Annotated in this window: 21 protein-coding genes; 6 read left to right on the top strand and 15 right to left on the bottom strand. The window is 69.9% G+C overall.

Annotated elements, in window-relative coordinates; genetic code table 11:
• Nucleotides 1-65: 65 nt before the first annotated feature.
• The 5 genes from QUY26_RS21695 to QUY26_RS21715 form a co-directional block, all read right to left on the bottom strand.
• Complete coding sequence (locus QUY26_RS21695; RefSeq protein WP_289949173.1) at nt 66-1,184, bottom strand: zinc-binding dehydrogenase; 1,119 nt, start codon at nt 1,182-1,184, stop codon at nt 66-68.
• Between the two features lie 81 nt (nt 1,185-1,265).
• Entirely contained in the window at nt 1,266-2,519 is a 1,254-nt protein-coding gene (locus QUY26_RS21700) for an NAD(P)-binding protein (protein ID WP_289949175.1), read from the bottom strand.
• 416 nt (nt 2,520-2,935) lie between these two features.
• On the bottom strand, nt 2,936-3,436 hold the full coding sequence (locus QUY26_RS21705; protein ID WP_289949177.1) for a hypothetical protein: 501 nt from the start codon (nt 3,434-3,436) through the stop codon (nt 2,936-2,938).
• A 185-nt stretch (nt 3,437-3,621) separates the two neighbouring features.
• Entirely contained in the window at nt 3,622-4,413 is a 792-nt protein-coding gene (locus tag QUY26_RS21710) for a response regulator (RefSeq protein ID WP_289949179.1), read from the bottom strand.
• Complete coding sequence (locus QUY26_RS21715; RefSeq protein WP_289955899.1) at nt 4,403-5,923, bottom strand: sensor histidine kinase; 1,521 nt, start codon at nt 5,921-5,923, stop codon at nt 4,403-4,405. Before QUY26_RS21715 ends, QUY26_RS21710 begins: the two co-directional genes overlap by 11 nt.
• Nucleotides 5,924-6,596: 673 nt before the next feature.
• Between QUY26_RS21715 and QUY26_RS21720 the strand changes: the two genes are divergently transcribed.
• Nucleotides 6,597-7,154 carry a GlcG/HbpS family heme-binding protein gene (locus QUY26_RS21720; RefSeq protein WP_289955901.1) on the top strand — a complete coding sequence of 186 codons (558 nt, stop codon included), beginning with the start codon at nt 6,597-6,599 and terminating at the stop codon, nt 7,152-7,154.
• Between the two features lie 81 nt (nt 7,155-7,235).
• Nucleotides 7,236-8,699, top strand: a complete 1,464-nt coding sequence (locus QUY26_RS21725) for a M1 family metallopeptidase (RefSeq protein ID WP_289949180.1) — start codon at nt 7,236-7,238, stop codon at nt 8,697-8,699.
• Between the two features lie 84 nt (nt 8,700-8,783).
• Here QUY26_RS21725 and QUY26_RS21730 read toward each other — a convergent pair whose 3' ends face one another.
• Both QUY26_RS21730 and QUY26_RS21735 read right to left on the bottom strand, forming a co-directional pair.
• Complete coding sequence (locus tag QUY26_RS21730) at nt 8,784-9,080, bottom strand: GNAT family N-acetyltransferase (RefSeq protein WP_289949183.1); 297 nt, start codon at nt 9,078-9,080, stop codon at nt 8,784-8,786.
• 16 nt (nt 9,081-9,096) lie between these two features.
• Nucleotides 9,097-9,846, bottom strand: coding sequence for a transposase family protein (locus QUY26_RS21735; RefSeq protein WP_289949186.1), 750 nt, complete (start codon nt 9,844-9,846; stop codon nt 9,097-9,099).
• 271 nt (nt 9,847-10,117) lie between these two features.
• Between QUY26_RS21735 and QUY26_RS21740 the strand changes: the two genes are divergently transcribed.
• Complete coding sequence (locus QUY26_RS21740; RefSeq protein WP_289949188.1) at nt 10,118-10,558, top strand: DUF6188 family protein; 441 nt, start codon at nt 10,118-10,120, stop codon at nt 10,556-10,558.
• Here QUY26_RS21740 and istB read toward each other — a convergent pair.
• From istB to QUY26_RS21770, 6 genes are all read right to left on the bottom strand, one after another.
• On the bottom strand, nt 10,555-11,337 hold the full coding sequence (gene istB / locus QUY26_RS21745; RefSeq protein WP_289949190.1) for an IS21-like element helper ATPase IstB: 783 nt from the start codon (nt 11,335-11,337) through the stop codon (nt 10,555-10,557). The genes QUY26_RS21740 and istB overlap by 4 nt on opposite strands.
• 25 nt (nt 11,338-11,362) lie before the next feature.
• Nucleotides 11,363-12,979, bottom strand: a complete 1,617-nt coding sequence (istA, locus tag QUY26_RS21750) for an IS21 family transposase (protein ID WP_289949192.1) — start codon at nt 12,977-12,979, stop codon at nt 11,363-11,365.
• Nucleotides 12,980-13,129: 150 nt separating this feature from the next.
• Nucleotides 13,130-13,914 (bottom strand): IS5 family transposase gene (locus tag QUY26_RS21755; RefSeq protein ID WP_289955696.1). Its coding sequence is split into 2 segments (ribosomal slippage): nt 13,130-13,581 and nt 13,581-13,914, totalling 786 coding nucleotides; the frame shifts between segments, so codons are not numbered across the junction.
• 519 nt (nt 13,915-14,433) lie between these two features.
• On the bottom strand, nt 14,434-15,522 hold the full coding sequence (locus tag QUY26_RS21760) for a hypothetical protein (RefSeq protein ID WP_289949193.1): 1,089 nt from the start codon (nt 15,520-15,522) through the stop codon (nt 14,434-14,436).
• Nucleotides 15,519-16,193 carry a PadR family transcriptional regulator gene (locus QUY26_RS21765; RefSeq protein ID WP_289949195.1) on the bottom strand — a complete coding sequence of 225 codons (675 nt, stop codon included), beginning with the start codon at nt 16,191-16,193 and terminating at the stop codon, nt 15,519-15,521. The genes QUY26_RS21760 and QUY26_RS21765 overlap by 4 nt, the downstream gene beginning before the upstream one ends.
• Before the next feature lie 166 nt (nt 16,194-16,359).
• Nucleotides 16,360-16,935 (bottom strand): TerD family protein, encoded by a 576-nt coding sequence (locus QUY26_RS21770; RefSeq protein ID WP_289949196.1) that lies wholly within the window; start codon nt 16,933-16,935, stop codon nt 16,360-16,362.
• Nucleotides 16,936-17,215: 280 nt separating this feature from the next.
• Between QUY26_RS21770 and arfB the strand changes: the two genes are divergently transcribed.
• Nucleotides 17,216-17,659, top strand: coding sequence for an alternative ribosome rescue aminoacyl-tRNA hydrolase ArfB (gene arfB, locus QUY26_RS21775; protein WP_289955904.1), 444 nt, complete (start codon nt 17,216-17,218; stop codon nt 17,657-17,659).
• An 18-nt stretch (nt 17,660-17,677) separates the two neighbouring features.
• Here arfB and QUY26_RS21780 read toward each other — a convergent pair whose 3' ends face one another.
• On the bottom strand, nt 17,678-18,196 hold the full coding sequence (locus tag QUY26_RS21780) for a flavin reductase family protein (RefSeq protein ID WP_436840518.1): 519 nt from the start codon (nt 18,194-18,196) through the stop codon (nt 17,678-17,680).
• Between the two features lie 601 nt (nt 18,197-18,797).
• On the opposite strand from QUY26_RS21780, the gene cdgB reads away from it, so the two are divergent.
• Both cdgB and QUY26_RS21790 read left to right on the top strand, forming a co-directional pair.
• Nucleotides 18,798-20,471, top strand: a complete 1,674-nt coding sequence (gene cdgB / locus QUY26_RS21785; RefSeq protein ID WP_289949198.1) for a diguanylate cyclase CdgB — start codon at nt 18,798-18,800, stop codon at nt 20,469-20,471.
• A gap of 252 nt (nt 20,472-20,723) precedes the next feature.
• Nucleotides 20,724-21,770 carry a carbohydrate-binding protein gene (locus QUY26_RS21790; RefSeq protein WP_289949200.1) on the top strand — a complete coding sequence of 349 codons (1,047 nt, stop codon included), beginning with the start codon at nt 20,724-20,726 and terminating at the stop codon, nt 21,768-21,770.
• A gap of 175 nt (nt 21,771-21,945) precedes the next feature.
• On the opposite strand, the gene QUY26_RS21795 is transcribed toward QUY26_RS21790, so the two are convergent.
• A complete protein-coding gene (locus QUY26_RS21795; protein ID WP_289949201.1) occupies nt 21,946-22,791 on the bottom strand; it encodes a class II fructose-bisphosphate aldolase in 846 nt (281 codons plus the stop codon).
• Nucleotides 22,792-22,817: the final 26 nt, after the last annotated feature.

A 22,817-nucleotide genomic window follows, 5' to 3' on the forward strand; every position in this document is an offset into this window, starting at 1 on the left:
TGGGGCTGGGGCTGGGGCTGGGGGCGTGAGCGGGGGCAGGGCGGGGCGGGCCCCGACCCTCCCGTCTACGGGATCAGCACCACCTTGCCCGACGTCCCCCGGGACTCCAGCGCCCGATGCGCCGTGGCCGCCTCACGCAACGGGAACCGCTGCACGGCGGGCGTGAAGTACCCCCCGGCGTACGCCTCGAACGCCGCCAGCTCAAGCGCCCGCATCGGATTCTCCCCACCCGTCCTCTCCAGCATCGCCGCCCCCAGCGGATTGACCTGCGTGATCCCCCGCTCCGCGAGCTCGTCCTGCCTGAGCGTCACCGGCCCCTCCTTCCCCGACCAACCGAACGTCACATGCGTACCGCCCGCCCCGAGCAGCTCCACGGCCGCCCGCCCCACGGCTCCGCCGACCCCGTCGAGCACAGCGGTCGCCGCGGTCTCTGCGGTCTCTCTGGCCCCTGCGGTCTCTGTGGCCCCTGCGGTCTCTGTGGCCCTTGTGGTTCCTGCGGTCGCCGCGCGTCCGCCGTCGTGGGGCCCGCTGTTGCGGGAGCCGCCCTCGCCGAGCCCCTTGAGATACCGGCGCACCTCGTCCGGCCAGCCCGCGTCGGTGTAATCCACCGCCAGATCCGCCCCGTTGTCCCGCACCCGTGCGACCTTCGCGGGCCCACCCGCCAGGCCCACCACCGTCGCCCCGGCACGCTTCGCGTACTGCACGAGCAGCGTCCCGATCCCGCCCGCCGCCGCCGGAATCACCACCACCGATTCCTCGTCCACCTCCACGAACTGCAGGATTCCCATCGTCGTACGCCCCGTCCCGATCAACGCCACCGCCTCCGCGAAGTCCAGGCCCTCGGGGAGTTCGTGCAACCGGGCCGCATCCGTCACCGTCAGCTCGGCGTACCCGCCGGGCGCGAAGCCGATGTGCGCGACCACGCGCTTGCCCAGCCAGTCCGCGGGCACCCCCGGGCCGACGGACTCGACGGTTCCGGCGACCTCCCGGCCCGGAATCGTGGGCAGCGCGGGCAGTTCGGGCATCGGCCCCTTGTCGCCCGCGCGGATCGCCGTGTCGACGAGGTGAACTCCGGCCGCTGCGACGGCGATACGCACCTGACCCGCCGTCGGCCGAGGGTCTTCGACCTGTTCGTACGTGAGGTTCTCGGCGGGGCCGAAGGCGTGGAGGCGGACGGCGCGCATGAGGTCTCCCTGCGGTGACGTCGGGGTCCGTCCGGCCGCTGAGGTGGCCGCCCGGACGCTGGCCCTCGTCACTCTTCAACCTCAAGCAGACTTGAGGTCAACCCAGGGGGTGTGGTCGCCCGGTCGTCCGCCACCGGCCATCCCCCTCCTCCTGGTCAGCGCCAGCGTCACCGACTCGATCGCGCTGTTGAACGACACCTCCGACAGGAGCCCGGGTGCCGCCACCTGATCTCCCGCGAGATACACGTCCCCGCCCCGGTCCACCGCCGGCCGGTCGCGCCAGGTGGTGCCGGGGCGGTCGAGTGCTCCGGTGCGGCCGTTCGCCACGCCTGCCCGTCGCCAGGTCACGCGCTCACGCCAGTCCCGGAAACCGAGGTCGAGCAGTTCCTCGGCGCGCGCGACACCGTCCGCCTTGGCCTCCTTGGGGCCGATCGGGATCTGGGCCTGGATCAGCTGCTCACCGGCGGGCGCGAGCGTGCGGTCCTGCGTCGTGAACCGCTCCACCCACCCCGTCGCATCCAGGTCCGACACCGCGAACAGGTCCCCGCGGCGGCTCCTGACCGCCACATCCACCAGCGCCGTACGCCCGCTCTCCCAGCGCAGTGTGTCGTCCTTCAGCAGCCGCCGCGCCGCGTCCAGCGACGTCGCCACGACGACCGGGCCCCGGTCCGTGAGCTCTCCCACGTCGTCCACCCGGGCCAGCGTCTCCACCCGCACCCCCAGGTTCCACGCCAGGCCGGCCATCCGGTCGACGACCGCTCCCCAGCCACCCACCGGATAGTGCGCCTCCGGCGGGAACTTCGCGGCCCGCCGCAACCGCGTGTGCACGAACCGCGCCGACAGCGAACCGGGGTCGTGGTGGAACAACGCCACCGCCGAGTAGTGCGCCGCCGCCCGCGCGCCCTCCTCGCCCACCTGCGCCCCCGCCCACGTCGCGAAGTCCATGTCCACCGGCGCCTGTTCCGGCGACCGCCGCAACAACTTCAGCATCGCGAACGGCGGCGTCCGACGCAGCGCCCCTTGGTGGCGGAGCCGCAGCCTCGTCCCTTCGATCGGCGGGATCGGCGCGAGGTCCCCGATCAGCCCCCGCTGCTTCAACCACGTCCAGTGCGGCCCACCGCTGTACAGCGCATGCGGCCCTTCATTCGTCTTGTACGCCCCCTCAGCCGTCCGGGCCCTGCCCCCCAACGTGTGGTGCGCCTCGTGCAACGTGACACGTGCACCGGCCTCCGCAGCCGTGATGGCGGCGGTGAGCCCGGCGAACCCGCCACCGACCACGGTGATGTGGGTCTCGGAACGTCCTGGGGAGTGGGGAGCACGGGTGGCGCGGGCCATGGGCGGCCTCCGTTTCAGTCAACCCTCACGGGCACGAGAACGCGTTCACCACTACGACGTACGCCCCACCCCGAATGTGACATCCCCCCACCGGCCGTTCCCCGGGCCGTTCCCCGGGCCCTTCCCCGGGCCGTTCCCCGGGCCGTTCCCCGGGCCGTTCCCCGGGCCGTTCCCCGGGCCGTTCCCCGGGCCGTTCCCCGGGCCCTTCCCCGGGCCCTTCCCCGGGCCCTTCCCCGGGCCCTTCCCCGGGCCCTTCCCCGGGCCTTCCCGGGCTCTCGACTGGGCCTCCCTCGCGCGCCTCCACTGGGCCTCCCGCGCGCCTTTCGCCGAGACTCTCCCCCTGGCTCTCCGCCGGTCTTCCCGCGCGCCTGTCACCAGGTCTCCCGCGCGCCCCGGCTCACCTTGCCGACCGGGCGTCAGCCCACCCGCGGAAACTGTGCCTGCAACGTCCAGATCACCGGATTCGCCCCCAGCTCCTCATGCATGTCGATGAGGTCGGCCAACAAGTCGTGCAGGAAGTCCCGAGCCTCCTTCCTCAGCTCCCCGTGCGAGAACGTGAGCGGCTCCTCCTCCGCCCTCATCCAGTCCGCCTCGATGTCCACCCACCCGAACCGTCGCTCGAACAGCATTCGGTCCGTCGACTCCGTGAAGTCCAGCTCCGCGAACTGCGACCTCGACGCCCGGCTCCCCAGCGGATCCCGGTCCAACTGCTCCACGATGTCGCACAGCGCCCAAGCGAAGTCGAGCACCGGCACCCACCCCCACGCCGTACCCACCTCCCGGTCCGCCTTGGTGTCCGCCAGATACACATCCCCGCAGAACAGGTCGTGCCGCAGCGTGTGGACATCCGCCACGCGGTAGTCCATCTGCGGCGGGTCCGGAAAACGGCGAGAAAGGGCGTAACCAATATCGAGCACGCGCCCGATGGTGCCACGCTCCCCACCCTCGGGCCGCCCGCACCTCACCCGCACCTCACCCTCGGGATGGCCTCGGGGTGGCCTCGGGCGGCCCGCAAGGTGGCCTCGGCAAGGCCCGCCGGGTGGCCTCGACGTGACTCACAAGGACCTCGACGCGGCCGGCACCCCCTCCCCCTTGGCCGCTCTCAGGGAAGCAACCGCCGCTCCTTGGCCACCGCCACGGCCCCCGCCCGCGTATCCACCCCCAACTTCTCGTAGATCCGCCCCAAGTGCGTCTTCACCGTCGCCTCACTGATGAACAGCGTCCTCGCGATCTCCCGATTGCCCATCCCCTGCGCGAGCTGCTTGAGAATGTCCAGCTCCCGAGGCGTGAGTGTGGGCTTCGGTTCCCTCATCTGCGCCATCACCCGGGACGCGACCGGCGGCGACAACGCCGTACGCCCCTGCGCCGCCGCATGGATCGCTGCAAACAACTCCTCAGGCCGCTCGGCCTTCAGCAGATACCCCGTCGCCCCCGCCTCAATGGCCCGCGTGATGTCGGCATCGGTGTCGTACGTGGTGAGAACCAGAACCCGCGGCGCACCACGACCACCCCCACCGTCCCCGTCACCACCCCCACCATCTCCGTCACCACTCCCGCCAGCGCCGTCACCACTCCCACTCGCGCCAGCACCCCTTCCGCCAGCGCCAGCGCCACTGCCGTCACCGCCCTCACCCCCGCCGCCGTGCTCCCCGGCCGCGATACGCCGTGTCGCCTCCACGCCGTCGATCCCCGGCCCCAACTGCAGGTCCATCAGCACCACGTCCGGCGCCAGTTTGGCGGCCAGCGCCACCGCCTCCTCACCCGTCCCGGCCTCACCGATCACCTCGATCCCGGACGCACTGGCCAACAGAGCCAGCAACCCGGCACGTACCACCACATGGTCGTCACACACCAACAGCCGTACCGGCTCACTCGTGGGCGTACTACTGCTCATGGGCACTCCCGGATGACGGTGGATCGGCGGGCGGCGGGCTCGACGAAGGCGATGGGGACGGTTGGGTGGCCGAGGCGGTGGGCGGAGGCGACGGCGTGGACGGCGGCGAGGGGGAGGAGCCCGTCGTGGGTGGAGGTGCCGCGGCAGGCAGCCCTGAGCCTGCGCCCACGTCTGGGGCCGATGCCGATGCCGATGCCGATTCCGTGGACGTGGACGTGGACAAGGGGATCGAGACCGACAGCACTGTCCCCTCGCCCGGCGCCGACTCAACCGTCAGCGTCCCTCCCAGCTGTCGAGCCCGAGCCCGTATCGCGGGCAGCCCATGGCCCCGCCCGCTCCGGGCGCCTGGCCCACGCAAGCCAAGCCCTCGCCGACCACCCGTGGCCGAGGCCCCTCGGGCGTCGCCCTCCGCCCCGGAGCCCCCGGAGCCCCCGGAGCCCCCGGAGCCCCCGGGAGCTTCGGACACGTCGGACACCTGCTCATCCCGTCTGCTGGCGAACCCCGCAACGCCTCCCGCGACCACGAACCCTCTCCCGTTGTCCGCGATGTCGAGGACCACCTGGTCGTCCAGGTACGTCAGCGTCAGCGCCGCCGCGCTCGCGTCCGCATGCTCGCGTACGTTCGCCAGCGCGCCCTGGGCGATCCGGAGCAGCGCCGACTGGGCTCTGCCAGGCAGGGGGACGGGCTTTCCCTCGGCGTGGAACCGGATGGCAAGCTCCGCTTCCGATTCGCGTGCGGCCAAGGTGCTGAGGGCCGATGGCAGGGCTTCGCCGTCGTCGGAACCGGCGTCCGCAAGGTCTGCGGGTGCGAGGTCGTGGACGAATCTTCGGGCTTCTGCCAGCCCCTGCTCGGTGATGGCTGCCGCTGTTCGGACGTGGGTGCGGGCTGTCGCCGGGTCGGCGTCCCACACCCGTTCGGCGGCCTGCAGCAGCATCTGCTGGCTGGACATGCCTTGGGCCAGGGTGTCGTGGATCTCCATGGAGAGGCGTTGCCGCTCGGCGAGGGTGCCCTCGCGTCTTTCGGTGGCGGCCAGCTCGCGGCGGGTGCGGATCAGGTCGTCGATCAGGGCGCGCTGCTGGGCTGTCTGCCGCTGCATGTGGATGAACACGGCTGTGGCCACGGCTGCGACGGCGGGTGGTGCGAAGGCCAGGTTCGGGTCGAAGCCGCCGGCGAGTCTGAGCTGTGCGGCGACCACAAGGGCGGTGAGGGCTGTGACCAGGACGAGCGCCGCTCGTGTCGGGAGCGTGCGCAGCCCCGTATAGAACAAGGGCACCGCGCACCACGCGAAGCTCGGTGCGAGGACGACCAGGACCACCCATGCGCCGACCACTGAGCCGAGCCAGAGCGGGCGGCGGGTGCTGGGCGTGGCGCCGGGGGCGGGGCCCAGGAGATAGAGGACGGCGAGGGCGACGGCGAGGGCGACGATGCCTGGGGTGCGGGGTTCGCCCGGGTGGCGCAGGAGGAATCGGGTGAGGGAGGCGGTGAGGAGGAGGAAGAACGCTGTGTGCATGACGGGGCCGAGCCAGCGCGACTCGGGGGCCGTCGAGTGGAGGCCGGCCGTCTGCTGATCCACGGCGAGGGTGTCGCCCTCGCCCTGCCGCGCCCCGCGCAGGCCGTCCTTGCCTTGGTCCATGGTGCTGAGGCCGTCCGGGTGCTGTTCGACAGCGCCGAGGCCGTCTGTGTGCCGTTCCACGCTGGCCTCCTTCTTGGCCGCCGTTGACGTTGGACCGCACGGGCTGATCCCGCGCGCCCGATTCCGTGTACGTGGTCCCGCGCACTCGACCGGTGCACCAGACCTTGTCCACTTGGCCCTGTTCACCTGATCTTGTGCGCTTGATCGTGTGTGCGCCTGGTGCCGCGCGTGCGATCCGACGCGTGATGCGTCGCAATTCGCTCGCGCACTTGACCCCACGATGACGCGCCTGGCTGCGCACGCCTGATCGCACATGCCTGATCGCACACGCCTGATCTGGGAAGACATCCCCATTCTGGCTCGTGGTGCCGAGCACCCGGATCAACCGATCGGTTGACATGGCTGTCAGCCGAATCGTGCGCGGCACGCAGCCGTAGTGCCGACGAGGAGAGGCGGCAAGCGGCCGGACGATGGATTGCGAGGCGGGGATCGACTCGCCGCCCACTCTCAACAGACCGCATTCGCACAGGAGTCAACGGACATGAAGTCGATGAAGCAGCTCTCCCCGCGCACCCGCATCCTCACCACGGCCGCGGCCCTCGCCACGGTCGCCGCCGCGACGTTCGGCACGGTCTCGGCCACGGCCGGGACGCCGGACGCCGCCGCAAAGGCCGCCGTGACCGCCGACGCCGGCAGTCGCCACCTCACCACCTCCACGCACCTCAATATGGCGGCCGCGACCAAGGCCGCGGAGGCTGCTCTGGACGCCGCGAAGAAGGAGAACCAGCGCGTGACGGTCGCCGTCGTCGACCGCAACGGCAACACCATCGTCTCGCTGCGCGGTGACGGCGCCGGCCCCCAGTCCTACGAATCCGCCGAGCGCAAGGCCTACACGGCCGTGTCGTGGAACGCCCCCACCTCCGAGCTCGCCAAGCGCCTCGCCCAGACGCCGAACCTGAAGGACATCCCCGGCACGCTGTTCCTCGCGGGTGGCGCTCCGGTCACAGCCAAGGGCGCGCCGATCGCGGGCATAGGCGTGGCGGGCGCGCCCAGCGGTGACCTGGACGAAAAGTTCGCGAAGGCGGGAGTGGCGGCGCTCAACCGCTGACTGCTCCAGCCCGAGCGGACGCCGCTCAGCTGACGCCCCTGGCATGAGGTCTCGCGGGGCGGTGGCCATAGGATCACCGAGGTGAACTACCGAGCCACCGCCCCTCTGACCAAGGGGCCCCGCGCCCGCCGTATCGCCCCCGCAGCCCTGGCCGCCCTGACGCTGACCGCCCTCACCGCCTGCACTGGCGGCGGAGTCGACGGAACCTCCGGCGCCGCAGGTGTGCGCGACCCGTTCTTCCCCAAGCTCGGCAACGGGGGATACGACGTCGCTCACTACGGCCTGACGCTCGGATACGACCCGGAGAACCGCCACCTCACCGGCAGGGCGGACATCACCGCCCGAGCCACCAAGAAGCTCAGCGCCTTCAACCTCGACCTCAGGGGCCTGGAGGTGAAGGAAGTCACCGTCGAGGGCAAGGAAGCCCGCTTCAACCGCACCGGTGACGAGCTGACCGTGCACCCGCGTAACGATCTCGACCGGGGCGAGACCTTCAGCGCGACCGTTCGCTACTCCGGGACGCCACAGACGGTCACCGACGCGGACAAAGCGAAGGAGGGCTGGCTGAAGGGGGAGGAGAGCGCACTCGCGGTCGGGGAGCCCGCCGGTTCGATGGTGTGGTTCCCGAGCAACAACCACCCGAGCGATAAGGCCGCATACGACATAAAGATCACCGTGCCCAAGGGGCTGAAGGCGATCTCCAACGGCGAATTGACACACGAGACCACGGCGAACGGCCGCACCACGTTCGCCTGGCACACCGCCGAGCCCATGGCGACCTACCTGGCGACCGTGGCGATCGGCAAGTACGACACGAAGAAGTCGATGACGGCCGAGTCGAATTCCGGCATCCCGGTGTTCACGGCGATCGATTCGACACTGCCGGACGACAAGGCCGAGAAGACCAAGAAGGTCCTCTCGAAGATCCCCGAGATCATGGACTGGGCGAAGCTGAACTTCGGGACCTACCCCTTCGCCTCGACCGGAGCGATCGTCGAGGACCGGGTGAACCTGGGCTATGCCCTGGAGACCCAGACGAAGCCGGTGTTCCCCGCTTCCGAGGTCAACACGTCGACGCTCGTCCACGAGCTGGCCCACCAGTGGTTCGGCAACTCGGTCACGCCGAAGACGTGGCAGGACATGTGGTTGAACGAAGGACTCGCGAGCTACGCGGAGTGGTTGTGGGAGGAGGACTTCGGAGAGGACAGCGCGCAGGACATCTTCGACGCGCTGTATGAGGAAGGGGAGGACGAAGACCTCTGGGCCTTCCCGCCGGCAAGGCAGCCGGACGCCGCGAACATCTCGGGTACCCCGGTGTACGACCGGGGAGCGATGGTGATCCACAAGATTCGCGAGACGGTCGGCGACGAGACCTTCTACGAGATCATCCAGGGCTGGGCGAAGACCTACCGCCACGGAAACGCGAACACCAAGGACTTCACGACATACGTCGAGAAGCACGCGGGGGACGACGAAGCACGCGAGGAACTCAAGAAGGTGTGGGCGGACTGGCTCTACGGAGAAGGGAAGCCGGACAAGCCGTAGGCCCACAGAGCGCCGGCCTGCAGGGCACCGGCCTCACAGGCCCACAGAGCGCGACTACCACTTCAGCTGCCCAGGGCCAGGCACTCATAGGGGCTTGCGGAGTACGGCGCAGGGGCGGCCGAGTTGGGTGTCTTCGCGGTGGTCGAGGAGTTGGTAGCCGAGGGCGGTCCAGAAGGCGAGGCCCTTCGGGTTGTTGTCGAGGATGGCGAGGCGTACGGCGGTACGGCCGGCGGTGCGCAAGCGGTCCTCGGTGACGGCGACCAACTGGCGGCCGAGGCCCGTGCGTTGGACTCGGCTGTCCACCAGGAGGAGGCCGATCCAGGGATCGGGGTCGGCCGGGTCGGGGTGGTGGGCGAGGGTGACGACGACGCCTGGCCTCACGCATCATTGAGCGTTTTCAGCGGTGCTGCTCCAGAGTGAGGACGGCTTTGGCGATGATGGTCATGTGGTTGGGGCTGCTGCGGGATCTGCGGAAGATGCGCCAGGTCTTGAGCCGTGCCATGCCGCGTTCGACGGGTGCCCGGGCCCCGGCCAGGGCTCTATTGACGGTGCGCTCGGTCGGCGACAGTTCTCCGCCGGGTGGTCGTTTCTTCCCGGTGGTCACCCACGGCCCGCTGCCTTGGTATGCACGGTCGGCGAGCACGGGAACACCCTGCCGGGCGCAGATCCGGATGATCCGGTGGGTGCGGGCCGCAGTGAGGTCGTGGCTCCGGCCGGGCAGCGCCGGCGAGATCCACAGCACCTGCCCGACCGGGTCGGTGACGACCTGCACGTTCACGCCGTGTCGGCGGTGCTTGTGGGAGTAGTCGGCCGTGCTGTCGCCGACGCGGTCGCACTCCGCCAGGGTGCCGTCGAGCAGTACGTAGTCCGGATCGCTCGCGCGCAAGACCTTCAGCAGGCCCGGGGCCCGTTCGGCAAGGAGGGCGATGACGGTGCTGGTGTAGGCGTGGGCGGTGCCGACGGAGATACCGAAACCGGCGGCTGTCTGCGCGAGGGTGTCGTGCTTGCGCAGGTACACCAGGGCCACCAACGCACGTTGGTGCGGAGGGAGCTTGCAGCGGCGGTCACCCTCGCGGGTGACGATGAGCATGGTGACCCACTCGACCAGGGCATGGGGCAGGTCGAGTGCGGCAGGATAGGGAACCAACGAGGCTCCTGCGCCGGTGGGTTGAGACTTCGAACACCTCCCTCAACGGCACGGGAGCCTCGTGCGTTGCGGGCACCTGCACCATCACCCGATCAGTGGCCACTCTGAAAACGCTGAGTGGTGGCCCCGTTGAGGAGTGGGTTTTGGCCCCACTTGCGCGCCGGGAAGGTGTTGATCACCGGTGAGTTTTGGCCCCACCTGGTGGTAGCTGTGAGGCTTCCGGGACAGATCTGACTGGCGCGGCAGGTATGTGGCAGTGCATCGTGCGGTGGTGAATGAATCTGCCTTTGCCGAGCATGAAGACCGTTGGATCTTGGGCCTTCGGGGCCTGGTTGTCACCAAGATCAGCGTGGACTATCAGCTGTCGCTTCTGCTGGGATCGGATGCCTGGGTCGTTCTGGAAGGCCCGTGTCGACTGTCTCAGGGCCCTGCTGCCAGGGACGGTCGGCAGGAGATGATGGATCCGGGGCAGCAGGATGTGGCGGCGGCTCTGGCCTTGTTCGGAGCCAAGATCTTGTCGGCTGTGGCCTTCAAGACAGGAACTCTGCGGCTGGTCTTCGACAACGGACTGCATCTCGACTGCGGAGCCGATCCGTCGTTCGAAGCCTGGCAGGTGACAGGCCCGGGAGACTGGCGATTCGTGTCGATGCCGGGTGGGGATCTTGCGGTGTGGTCCGGTGCCGAAGCAGCCGGTGGGAACGAAACTGTTTAGCCGTCGGCTTGTTGGGCTCGGGTCTGAGCAAGCCGGTAGGAGTCTGTTCCAGTCTCGATGATGTTGCTGCCGAAGGTGAGACGGTCCACGATCGCGCCGCAGAGCCGAGGATCGGTGAAGGTCTTCGTCCAGCCAGAAAAGGACTCGTTGGAGGCGATGGCGACGCTGTTCTTCTCCTCACGTTCGGTCAGAACCTGGAAGAGGAGTTCGGCGCCTCGCCGGTCGAGTTCCATGTATCCGAGTTCATCGATGCAGAGCAGATCGACGCGCCCGTAACGGGCGATGGTCTTGGTCAGTTGCTTGTCGTCGGCCGCCTCGACCAGTTCGTTGACGAGTTTCGCGGCGAGGACGTAGCGGACTCGGAAGCCGGCCATGGCAGCCTCGGTGCCCAGCGCGATCAGCAGGTGGGACTTGCCGGTGCCCGAGTCGCCGATCAAGCAAAGCGGCTGCCCTTTGCGGACCCATTCGCAGGTGGCCAATGTGTGGACGGTGGCGGGTGTGACGTTGGGGTTGGCGTCGAAGTCGAAGTCCCGCAGGAACTTCTGCCGGGGGAACCCGGCGGACTTGATGCGTCGCTCGGACCGACGCCGGTCGCGGTCTTCGCACTCGGCCATCAAGAGTTCGGCCAGGAAGCCGCGATAGGTCATCTGTTCACGCTCGGCGGCATCGGCCGTCGCGTTGTACTGACCTCGGATGGTGGGCAGTCGAAGCACTCGGCAGGCGGTGTCGACGGCCGCGTCGGCAGCCTGCTCGGTCAGGCCGCGATGGCGGTCACTCACGGCGTTCTCCCTTCCTGGCAAGGTTTCAGGGTTCAGCAGGTGGCGGCCGGTGCCGCCTCAGCAACGAGTCGTAGGCGGCAACCGACGGCAGCGGCCGGGTGTCCGGGGGCAGAGCAGCCAGGCGCCGTTCGGTGAGCGAGGTGACCTGCGGGAAGCTCTGCTCAGGTCCGTGATCAACGGTGCTGACCGAGTCGGTCCGGGCCGCTTTGCGGGCCTCGACTGCGACCGCATCCGAGGTCATGGCGCCGGCCTGGAGGGCCGCGGCGATGCCGGCGACGACATGCTCGTGTGTCATCGTGCGGTGCAGCAGAAGCACCTCGATCAGTGCCCGGGTGCCTGCCGGGTCCCCGTGAAGTTTGCGGACCGCCGCCCACCAGGCATCGTGGACAGGAGTGAACTTGCCTGCAGCGCGTGCTTGTTCGAGTGCGGTCGCTCCGGGCAGGGCTCCGGGCTTTCGCAGGAGGGCCTCGAGGTAGTGGTCCAGCTCCAGGCGGACTCCGCCGCGGGTGGCGAGCCGTTCATGTCGGGCGACCTCGGTGCGTCCCTCGTAGATCACCAACTCGGAGGCGTGCAGCAGGACGCGCACCTGCCGGCCGATGAGACGCACCGGCACCGAGTAGCGGTTCATGCGGATGCGGATCTGCCCGTATCTGTCGACGCGCGGGTTGAACAGCCTGGCAGTCTCGAAGTGTTCTTCGGGCAATGCCCTCAGCAGGGGCTGTTCAACGGTGAAGTGCTCGCCGACGGTGTGCGGTCTGGAACCGATCCGTCGGGCGTCGTCCTCCAGGTCCCAGCGTTCGACCTGGGCATTGAGCTCTGCAAGTGAATCGACTTCCGGAACCGGGACGAGGTGGTTGCGGCGGAAGCGTCTGACTTCGCCTTCGACTCCGCCCTTTTCGTGGGCGCCTTCCTTGCCGGGCTGGCAGTAGAACGCCTCCAGTCCGTAGTGCGAGCGGAAGGCCACCCAGCGCTCGGATTCACGGCGGTCACGAAAGCCCAGCACCCGCGAGACCGCGGAGCGCAGGTTGTCGTATCGGACCTTGCTGGTCGGGATCCCGCCGAGCACCCTGAGGGCATGGACGTGCCCCTCCAAGAACGCCTCCTGGCCTTCGGAGGCGAAGATGCGGTGCACGGCCTTGCCCGAGAACGACATGCGGAACGTGAACAGCGTGCACTTGGTCGGTTGGCCCCGGAGTTTTACCCACACATCCCCGAAATCAACTTCGGCCTCCGCCCCGGGCCGGTGGGACTGGGGAATGAACACCTGCACCGGCCCCAGCCCGGCTTCCTGGCGTATCTCCGGTCGGCGCCACTGCACGTAGTCGCAGACGGTGGAGTAGGAGATGCCCTCCATCTCGTGCTCGTCCCGCAACCGCTCGAACATCCGCTTCACGGTGTGCCGCTGCGTGCGTGGAGCATCCAGATCCGTCCGCAGCATTTCGTCGATCGCGGGCTTGAAGGCATCCAGGCGCGAACGGCGGGGCGGCAACTTCTTCCGCGGCGCAGGAAACGCCGACGACAGGGCCTCCCGGACCGTGCGGCGATGGACTCCGTACTTGCGAGCCAACGCGCGTACCGACAAGCCCAGCATGCGCGAGTCACGACGGATCGCCGCGTACATCTCGATCTTGCTTGGCGCCATACGCGCCCCCTCAAAGCTCAGGGCACGCTGATGCTCCCACCGCAACAGTCCCAGTGGGGCCAAAACTCGCTGGAACCGTTTCCCGCCCTTGACAGGTGGGGCCAGCACTCATTCCTAAGTGGGGCCAGAGAACACTCCTAAGACGTCATTTCATTTGGCGATTCTGCGATGGCATATGAGGGTTGCCGCGATGGCGGTGAAGGCGAGGAAGTGCTCGGGCTTGCGTTCGTATCGGCGGTGGAGTCGGCGGCAGCCCGACAGCCAGGACACCGTCCGTTCCACGACCCAGCGGTGCCGACCCAGGCGCTGGGAAGACTCAGTGCCCTTGCGTGCGATGCGGTGGGTGATCTGCCGTAAAGAGAGCCAGCGTCGCAGGTGGGGGTAGTCGTACCCCTTGTCGCCGTGGAGCTTGGCGGGCCGCCGACGCCTGGGGCCGCGGCGGGAGCGGACGGGCGGGATACCGCGGACCAGCGGGATGAGGGCCTGGCTGTCGTGGAGGTTGGCGGCGGAGATTCCGAGCGAGAGAGGCAGGCCGTGACGGTCGACGATCAGGTGGATTTTCGATCCGTTCTTGCCGCGGTCGGTCGGATTCGGTCCCGTCAGCCGCCCCCTTTGAGGGCGCGGACGCTGACTGAGTCGATCGCACAGCGCGACCAGTCCAGCTCACCGCGGGAGCCGAGCTCATCGAGGACAAGGCGATGGAGCTTGGCCCACACCCTCGCCTCGGACCACTCGGTGAACCGGCGGAAAGCGGTCACTCCCGAAGGGCCGAAGCCCGGCGGCAGTTGGTTCCACGTGCAGCCCGAGGTGGCGACGAAGATGATCGCGGCCAGCACCTCCCGGTCCCCATGCCGACGGCGACCGCCGCCCTGCGGACGCTCCGGCGCCGGCGGCACCACCCGCTCGAACAGCTCCCACAGATCATCTGGAGCCATTCGCTCAACAAGCGAAGAAGTCACCGTCCCAGGCTGCCGCAAGATCACACCAAACGAAATGGCGTCTAAAGCCACGACGCCGATGAGTCGACCCTCGGAACGGCCGAGGAGCACTTCGGCGCCGGGTTGGGAGAGCTCGTCGGCGAGTGCGGTGGCGACCTGCTCGGTGCTGATGTGGTGCGGGTCCGGGAAGTCTCCGCTGAGTGCGAAGAACTCGTGGTTGGAGGCGTACAGGGCGGTGAGTTCCGTGAGGAGGGGGCCCGGCAGGTCGTCGGGGGAGGCACCGTCGACGGTGGCGGCGAGCGGTTCGAGGATCATGTGGCGCAGGCTAACGGCCCGGCAGGGAACGGGGCGGACGTCGCCCGATAGGGCAGGCCCGGGCCGTGTCCCGGCGGGCAAATAGCGGACCGTGCTCGGGCGATGCATCGGAGCTGGGTGGCGGATGGTGCCCGGGTGATGCGTCGGAGTCGGGTGGCGGACTGCGCCCGGGTGATGTGTCGGAGTCGGGCCAGGCCGGGGTTAGGACGAGGTGTCGGGGGACGGGGAGTTCCCGGGGTCCGGGGAGGTGGGGGTAGTGCGTTTGGTGGAGCGGCGCCATTCGCCGAGGAGGGACCAGAGGGTCGCGCCGAGGGCACCCGTGTTGACGGCGAGCCAGAAGGGGGAGGTGTCGGGGTCGGTCAGATTGTCGATGAGCAGGATGGTGAGGCAGACAGCGAGAAGACAGGAACCGTAGAACTGGCGGCGGGCGAGACGTTGGCTGCGGCGAGGGCCGTCGGAGAGGCGTAGGGCGTAGACCTCGACGTCGCCGAAGACGTCGGCGGCGGGTTCGGTGCCCGGGGTGGCGGCGAGGTGGTGGCGGGCCTCGCGCACGTGGTCGCGGGCCTGGGCGGACGGCATGGCGTGGCGGCCGCGCAAGAGGCCGTCGAGGCGGGCGAACCAGGCCTCGTCGTCACCACTGCACGGGGCGGGGGTGAACCAGCGGTCGAGGGTGGTGTCGGGGAACTTCACCGCTGCGGCGATGGCGGCGAGGCAGACGACCATCAGGACCGGGGCGGGTACGGCGAAGAGTTGGCCTGTGGGGACGAAGGGAGTGGCGCCAACTGCCGTGCAGACCGCTCCGGCTGCGGCGGCTGCGAAGTACCAGGCGCCGCGGACCCGGCCGGCGGCGCGGGCGGCGAGGGCCGCGGTGGCCAGCGTCGCGCCGAGAACGACGGCGGCGGTGATGGTGAAGGACGGCCAGCCGATGCCGACCTGGAGGCCGTCGCGCAGCCACTCGAAGCCGCAGAAGAGGAGTCCGCCGACGCCGAGGGAGACGAAGGAGCCGGAGATGCGTTCGCCGGGGGTCAGGCCGTGGGCGTCGATGCGAGCGCGGTGTTCTTCGGGGATGCGTTCGTCGGCGACGGATCGGGCGTAGGAGTCGGGGTCGCCGAGGAGGTCGAGGGCGGTGCGGTCCGCCTCGTGGACGAGTTGGTGCGCCTCGGTGAGGACGTCGTCGGCGAGGCCGGCGGGCGCGTCGTGGTCGAGGACGAGGCGCAGTTCGACGGAGGCGGCCCACGCCTCGTCCTCCTTGCGCCCCCAAGTGAGCTTCGGCTGGTGGCCCTTGGTCATGTCGGTTCCCCCGGTTCCGCTGTATGAGATGTGGGCCGTGCCGGGCCGGGGTCACCGGGTGTGCGGGACGCACTGGGTGAGCCCGGTGAGCTGGCTTCACTGGGTGAGCTGGCTGCGCCGACTTCACCGGGGACGCTGGGTGCGCTGGTCCCGGTGAGGGTGGCGACGGAGTGGGTGAAGGAGGCCCAGGCGGTGCGGTCGTGGTGAAGGCGGGCTCGGCCGGCGTCGGTGATGCGGTAGTACTTGCGGCCGGGGCCGCCCTCGCCGGCGCCCCACTCGATCTCGACGGAGCCGTCCTCTTCGAGGCGGGTGAGAGCCGGGTAGAGGGTGGCCGCCTTGACGCCGTGGATGCCTGCGGTGGCGAGGTGGTTGAGGAGGGCGTAGCCGTAGCTCTGCTTCTCGGTGTCGAGGATGGCCAGGAGGCAGAGGGGCAGGGCGGCACGGGTCCAGGCGGTGCTGACGGCGCTGGTGTGCGTGGTGCTGGTGTGCGCGGTGCTGGTGTGTGTGGTGCCGGACCCTGCAGCGCCGTGCCGTGCCGTGCGGGACCGTGCGGCGTCGGACTGCGCAGTGCCGGACCCCGCAGCGCGGGATTGTGAGGTGCCGGTGCCGGTGCCGGAGCTCGTGCTGGTGCTCAGGTCCGTGGCGGCGGGCGCTTTCGGCGGTTTTGGCACTCCGGTCCCCCCTTCGCTCTTCGGTCGCGCCTTCTCGACTAGTTGGGGATTCAGAATAGTTGGAGGGAGGGGATAGTGCCAGTGTCGGTGGGTTGGTTGGGGCATGGCGAAGGGCCCCGACCTGGTGGGGTCGGGGCCCTTGCTAAGTCCGCGGGGCGGAGGAACCTCAGACGTTGACGCCGAAGTCCTGCGCGATGCCGACGAGGCCGGAGGCGTAGCCCTGGCCGACGGCGCGGAACTTCCACTCGGCGCCGTTGCGGTAGAGCTCGCCGAAGACCATGGCGGTCTCGGTGGCGGCGTCCTCGGAGAGGTCGTAGCGGGCGATCTCGGTGCCGCCGGCCTGGTTCACGATGCGGATGAACGCGTTGCGGACCTGGCCGAAGTTCTGCGAGCGGTTCTCGGCGTCGTAGATCGAGACCGGGAAGACGATCTTCTCGATGTCGGCGGGGAGGCCCGCGAGGTTGACGTTGATCTGCTCGTCGTCGCCTTCGCCCTGGCCGGTGACGTTGTCGCCGGTGTGGACGATGGTCTGGTCCGGCGTCGCCTTGTTGTTGAAGAAGACGAAGTGGGCGTCCGAGTAGACCTTGCCCTGGGTGTTCACCGCGATGGCGGAGGCGTCCAGGTCGAAGTCGGTGCCCGTGGTGGTGCGGACGTCCCAGCCGAGGCCGACCGTGACGGCGGTCAGGCCAGGTGCCTCCTTGGTGAGCGAGACGTTGCCGCCCTTGGACAGGCTTACAGCCATTGTTGGGAGTCCCTTCCTAGTTGCGTGAGTACAACCGTGTAGTACGTGCGTACTGTGCGGGCTTCGTGCTGGGACGAAGCTACCGACACCCCTATGAACGCCGAGGGGGGTATCGAAGGTTCCATATGCCGGGGACTGTCTTTACTTTCTTTACTCGTTCGATGCGGACCGAAGCTGTCCTGGTCATGGGGCTTTGATGCGGACCGTTGGTACGGGCTTCGGGTGCGGGTGGGGTGCGGGCGGGAAAAGTGGGTGACGTGGGGTGTTCGTACGCGGGACCATGGAGCACATGTCCGGTCACCGCGCTTACGTCATCCGTGGCTCCGTCTCGCTGCCCGAGGCCGAGCTGATGTGGCGTTTCTCGCGGTCATCAGGGCCCGGTGGGCAGCACGTCAACACCAGTGACTCGCAGGTCGAGCTCCGCTTCGACCTCGCGCGCACGGAGGCGCTGCCCGAGGTGTGGAAGGAGCGGGCGCTCGAGCGGCTCGGGCCACGCCTTGTGGGCGGCGTCATCAGCGTACGGGCCAGTGAGCACCGTTCGCAGTGGCGGAACAGGGAGATGGCGGCCACCCGCCTCGCCTCCCTGCTCGCGGAGGCCACCGCTCCGCCGCCCAAGCCGCGCCGCGCCACCCGCATCCCTCGCGGGATCAACGAGCGGCGGCTGCGGGAGAAGAAGCGGCGCGGGGAGACGAAGCAGGGGCGCTCGGGCAAGGGCTGGGGCTAGGCCTGGGCCCGTGCGGTTCTAGTCCAACTGGCGGTAGCGGCCCTTGAAGTACAGCAGTGGGCCCCCGTCCGCGCTCGGCAGCTCCGCCGTCAGTACGCGGCCGATGACGAGGGTGTGATCGCCCGCCGTCACGGTCTGTTCCGTGCGGCACTCAAGGGTCGCGAGGGCGCCGCCGACCAGAGGGGCGCCGGTGATGTCGCCGCGTACGTAGGGGATGTCCTCGAAGAGGAGCCGGTCGCTGATGCGGCCCTTCATGGCGAAGCGGCCCGCGATGTGCCGCTGGCTCTCGGTCAGGACCGACACGGCCCACAGCGGCTGCTCCGCGAGCAGGTCGTCCATCCGGGAGCCCTCCCGCAGGCTGACCATGACCAGGGGCGGGTCCAGGGACACGGAGAGGAAGGCCGTCGCCGTCATGCCGACGTCCTCGCTGCCGGGGGCCGTCGGGTCGTCCGGGTCGAGCGGGGGCTCTTGGGCCGTCACCAGGACCACGCCCGCGGCCAGGCGGGACATGGCGGCGCGGAACTCGTCGTTGCTCACCCCCACAGGATGAGGGGTGGACGAGGCCCCGGTCGGGGTCCGGGTCTGGGTCTTGATGGTCAGATCGGCAGCCACGTTGTTGACGCTAGTCGCGGACTCGGGTGCTTCGCATCGGACCCCGGGCTGAGGGTGGACCTAGGGCGAGACCTAGGACTTTCGGGGGCGGCGGGCCCCGCAGGGGCGTATGGTGCGCGGGACCCCGGGGGTCGGCCCCGGCTTCGGTGGTGCAGTCGCGTTGCCCCTTGGCCAAGGCTTGTGCACCACCCTCCGTATAGCTCAAATTTGGCTCAACTCCAGGGCTCAAATCGGACCTCTCACCTGTGACTTGAGTCACAGGGCCCATATTTTGTTGACCCTGTGTACCGAGTGGGCAGCTCGCTGTGATTCAGTGACGGTGGCAATCGGACAGGTACGGAACAGGCACGTACAGGCACAGACGCTGGGGCGCCACGGCGCGACGGGGCGCGAAGGAACCCACGGCGGAGTCAGAGATTCAGAGTCAGAGCTAAAGATTCAGCTAGAGATTCAGAGTTTCAGAGTTACGGACACTGAGGACGCTGCGGATCCTGGAGTTGCTGTCGAGGTCTCGGGGAGAGCGAGCATGGAGACCGAGTCGGAGCCGTACGTCCGTCTTGCGACCCTGCGGCAGCTGCATCAGGTGGTTGCGGACCTCAATACGGCCCGTAGCCTCGCGGACACGCTGCAGACCGTCGCCGACGGCGTGGTCAACGGCCTTGGCTATGAACTGGCGTGCGTCAATCTCGTACGCCCGGACGGCGATCTCGTCGTCGCCGCGTTCGCGGGCAACCCGGCCGCAGAGGCCCTGATCACCGGCCGCGTCGGCTCCCGGGAGTCCTGGGAGCGCCGCCTGACCATGGGCGAGGCCTGGGGGGCGCTGCGCTTCATTCCGTACACGGAGGGCTGGGTCCTCGACGAGGACGACGTGCCGCAGTGGTACACCGAAGGCCCCGAGCCCCGCTTCGAGGACGAGTGGCACCCCTCCGACCGCCTGTTCGCGCCGATGTACGCGACGGGGTCGTCGGGCGGCGAGCTGATCGGTGTGATCTCCGTGGACCGCCCGCGCAACGGGCGGCGCCCGGGCGCGTGGGGGCGCGAGGCGCTCCAGATGTACGCCTTCCAGGCCGCCATCGCCATCAGCAACGCCCGGCTGCGCGCCAACATGCAGCGCGCCCTGGTCCGCCTCGAGCGCGAGCAGCAGGCGCTGCGGGCCAGCGAGGAGAGCTTCCGGCAGGCCTTCGAGTACGCGCCGAGCGGCATGGCGATCGCCGAGATGGGCGGGGACCAGCACGGGCGGATCCTGCGCACGAACGACGCGCTGTGCCGTCTGCTCGGCCGCCCCGCGTCCGCGATGCGCCGCTACTCCTTCTCCGACCTGGTGCACCCCGAGGACATCGGGACGCTGCTGCGCACGTCGGCCGAGGGCGGGCGGGCCGAGCTGCGGTTCGCGCGCCGCGACGGGACGTACGTGTGGGTGTCGCTGCGGAACTCGGTGGTCGCGGACGCCGCGGACGGGCCCAGGTTCCTGCTCACGCACGTCGAGGACATCGAGGAGCGCAAGCGCCGTGAGCTGCAGCTCGCGCACCGCGCCTCGCACGACTCCCTGACCGGACTGCCGAACTCCGCCGAGCTGCGGGCCCGCCTCAGCGCCCGGCTCTGTCGCAGGCCGCACGCGGGTTCGCCGTCCACGGTGGACTCGTTGGACGCGGCGTACGACAACAGCGGGCTGTACGCCTCGGGGCACGCCGTCGGGCACGGGCACGGCCCCGGGGGCGCGCACGCGGGGGCGCACGGCGACGGCTATGACCACCACGTCCATACCGTCGCCCCGCCCGATGAGAGCGCCCCCGACGACGGCACCAAGGGCCTCGCCGTCCTCTTCTGCGACCTCGACGGCTTCAAGTCGATCAACGACCGCTTCGGGCACCACACGGGCGACGCCGTCCTCATCGAGGTCGCCCGCCGGCTGACCAACGGGGTCAGGGACGGGGACACGGTGGCGCGGCTCGGCGGCGACGAGTTCGTGGTGCTCGCCGACGGGCTCGGCCGGGCCGACGCGCAGGACCTCGCGGTGCGGCTGCGGAACGCGATCATCCCGCCGATCCGGGTGGATGGGCGCGCGGTGCGCGTCGGCGCCAGCTTCGGCATCGGATGGGCGCATTGCGGGATGTCCGCGGACGAAGTGCTGCACTCCGCCGACCAGCGGATGTACGTGGAGAAAAGGTCGCGGGCCAAGCAGCACCGGCGGGCCGGGTGAGCGTGCGCGTACGCGCGCGCGCCGACAGTGCGCCGTGCGCGCGGTAGGGGTGTGAACTCCCGTACGCGGTAACGGATGCGGGGCGCGGGGTGCTCTGGCGCGGGCGCCCCGGCGGGGGCGGGCGCACGTGTTCCGGCCGATGTCCCCGCCCGTGTCCCCACCTGTGTCCTGGAAGAAGTCAACGTCAACTCGGGCGGTCACCCGGAGCGGGTAGGCTCGCCCGCATCCGCGATGCGAGGGAGTGACCTGCGAATGACGCCCGGCAATAACGGCGAGCACACGCCGCGCGCGCCAGAGGGCGATGACGACCCGTTCGGCTACCTGTACGCAGACGGCCAGGCGGCCGGTGCGACACCGCCCTCGGGCGGCGGGTACGGCTACCCGGGGCCGCGGTCCTCGTACAACCACGTACGCGCGGTCGGAGAGCGCCAGTACGGGCAGCAGGCCCAGGGCCAGCAGCCCGCCTACGGCCAGGCCCCGGCGTACGGCCAGCAGCCCGCGTACGGTCAGCAGCCCGGGCAGGCTCCGCAGCAGGCCTACGGGCAGCCCAACGCCCACTACGCGGCGCCCGAGGCGCAGGCCGGCGTCACCGCGCCCATGCGGCAGGCCGGCGGGCCCGGGGCGCCCGGCTCGCACGCCCCCGCCGGTGGCGGGGGGCGTGGGCGCGGGCCCAACACCAAGGGGCTGCTGATCGGCGCGATCGCCGTCGTCGCCGTCGTGGCGATCGGCATCGGCGCCGCGATGGTCTTCGGCGGGGGTGACGACGACGGCGGTAGCGACGACGCGAAGAAGCCGGGGTCGAAGGTCAGCCAGTCCGAGACCGAGGCGCCGAGCCCCTCCGCGTCCAAGGAGGACAAGGACGACGTCGAGCTGCCCAAGTCCGACGCCAAGGCCCTGAAGTTGGAGGGCGGCACGACCACCGCGTCCGACATCGAGGGCGCGCAGTCCGCGGGCGGCGTGTACGTCGCCGGGCTCAACAAGCCCGGCGCGCAGGTCACGTGGACCGTCGACGGGATTCCCAAGAGCGGGCCCTACACCGTCTTCGTGGGGTACTCCGTGCCCGGCAAGGCCGCCGAGACCACCCTCGGGATCAACGGGACGGCCTCCGGGCGGAAGCTCAACATGGACAACTTCACCGGGGCGAAGGAAGGGGCCTGGGACAAGGGGTGGACGAAGACGTTCGCCTTCGTCCAGCTCAACAAGGGCACCAACACGGTGACCGTGTCCTGCCAGGCGGGGGACAAGTGTGACGCCGTGCTGGACCGGGTGTGGTTGAAGGCGGGGCACGTCAAGGAGTAAAGGAGTAGCGGGGCACGTCAAGGAGGAGGGCCCTGCGGGGCTTTCCCCAGTCCCACCCCTTCCCGGAACCGGGGCTCCGCCCCCGGGGCCCCGTATCGGCCTGAACGGCCTCTTCCGCTAACGCCGGACGGGCAGCGCAGGACGGGCAGCGCAGGACGGGCAACGCCGGGCGGGCTCAGACAAGCCGCAAGAAGGACTCCACCACCCCGGCCATCGCCTCGCGGGCCGGGGTCAGGTACTTCCGGGGGTCGACCACGTCCGGGTCCGCCGCCAGATGGCCGCGTACCTCGCCGGTGAACGCCGCGTTCAGGGCGGTCCCCACATTGATCTTCGTCATGCCCGACGCGAGGGCGGCGCGGATCTCCGTGTCGGGTACGCCGCTCGATCCGTGCAGGACCAGGGGGACGGGGACGGCGTCCCGCAGGGAGCGGATGAGGGCGTGGTCCAGGACCGCGGTGCGCTGCGTCATGGCGTGGCTGGAGCCGACGGCCACGGCGAGGGCGTCGACGCCGGTGGCGGTGACGTAGGCGGCCGCTTCGGTGGGGTCCGTGCGGGCGCCGGGGGAGTGGGCGTCCAGGGGGGCCGCGCCGTCCTTGCCGCCGACCTCGCCGAGTTCCGCCTCGATCCAGATGCCGTGTTCGTGCGCCCAGCGGGCGGCGTCGGCGGTCGCCTCGACGTTGGCGGCGTGGCTCAGCTTCGAGGCGTCGAACATCACCGAGCTGAAGCCCCCGGCGTGGGCGGCGCGCAGCAGGGCGGTGTCGGTGACGTGGTCCAGGTGGAGGGAGAGCGGTGCCGAGGAGGCGTGGGCGACCTCGGCGGTCGCGGCGGCGATGGCGGACAGGTCGCCGCCGCGGAACTTGATCGCGTTCTCGGACAGCTGCAGGATCGCCGCGGTGCCCGCACGCTCCGCGCCGAGCGCGATGGCTTCCGCGTGTTCGAGGGTGATGACGTTGAAGGCGGCGACGCCCCGGCCGTCCGCGACGGCGTGGGCGACGAGTTCGCCGGTGGTGCTGAGCGGCATGCTGACCGATCCCCCTTCGTGGGCCG

It is taken from the genome of Streptomyces flavofungini (assembly GCF_030388665.1).
Classification (GTDB): domain Bacteria; phylum Actinomycetota; class Actinomycetes; order Streptomycetales; family Streptomycetaceae; genus Streptomyces; species Streptomyces flavofungini_A.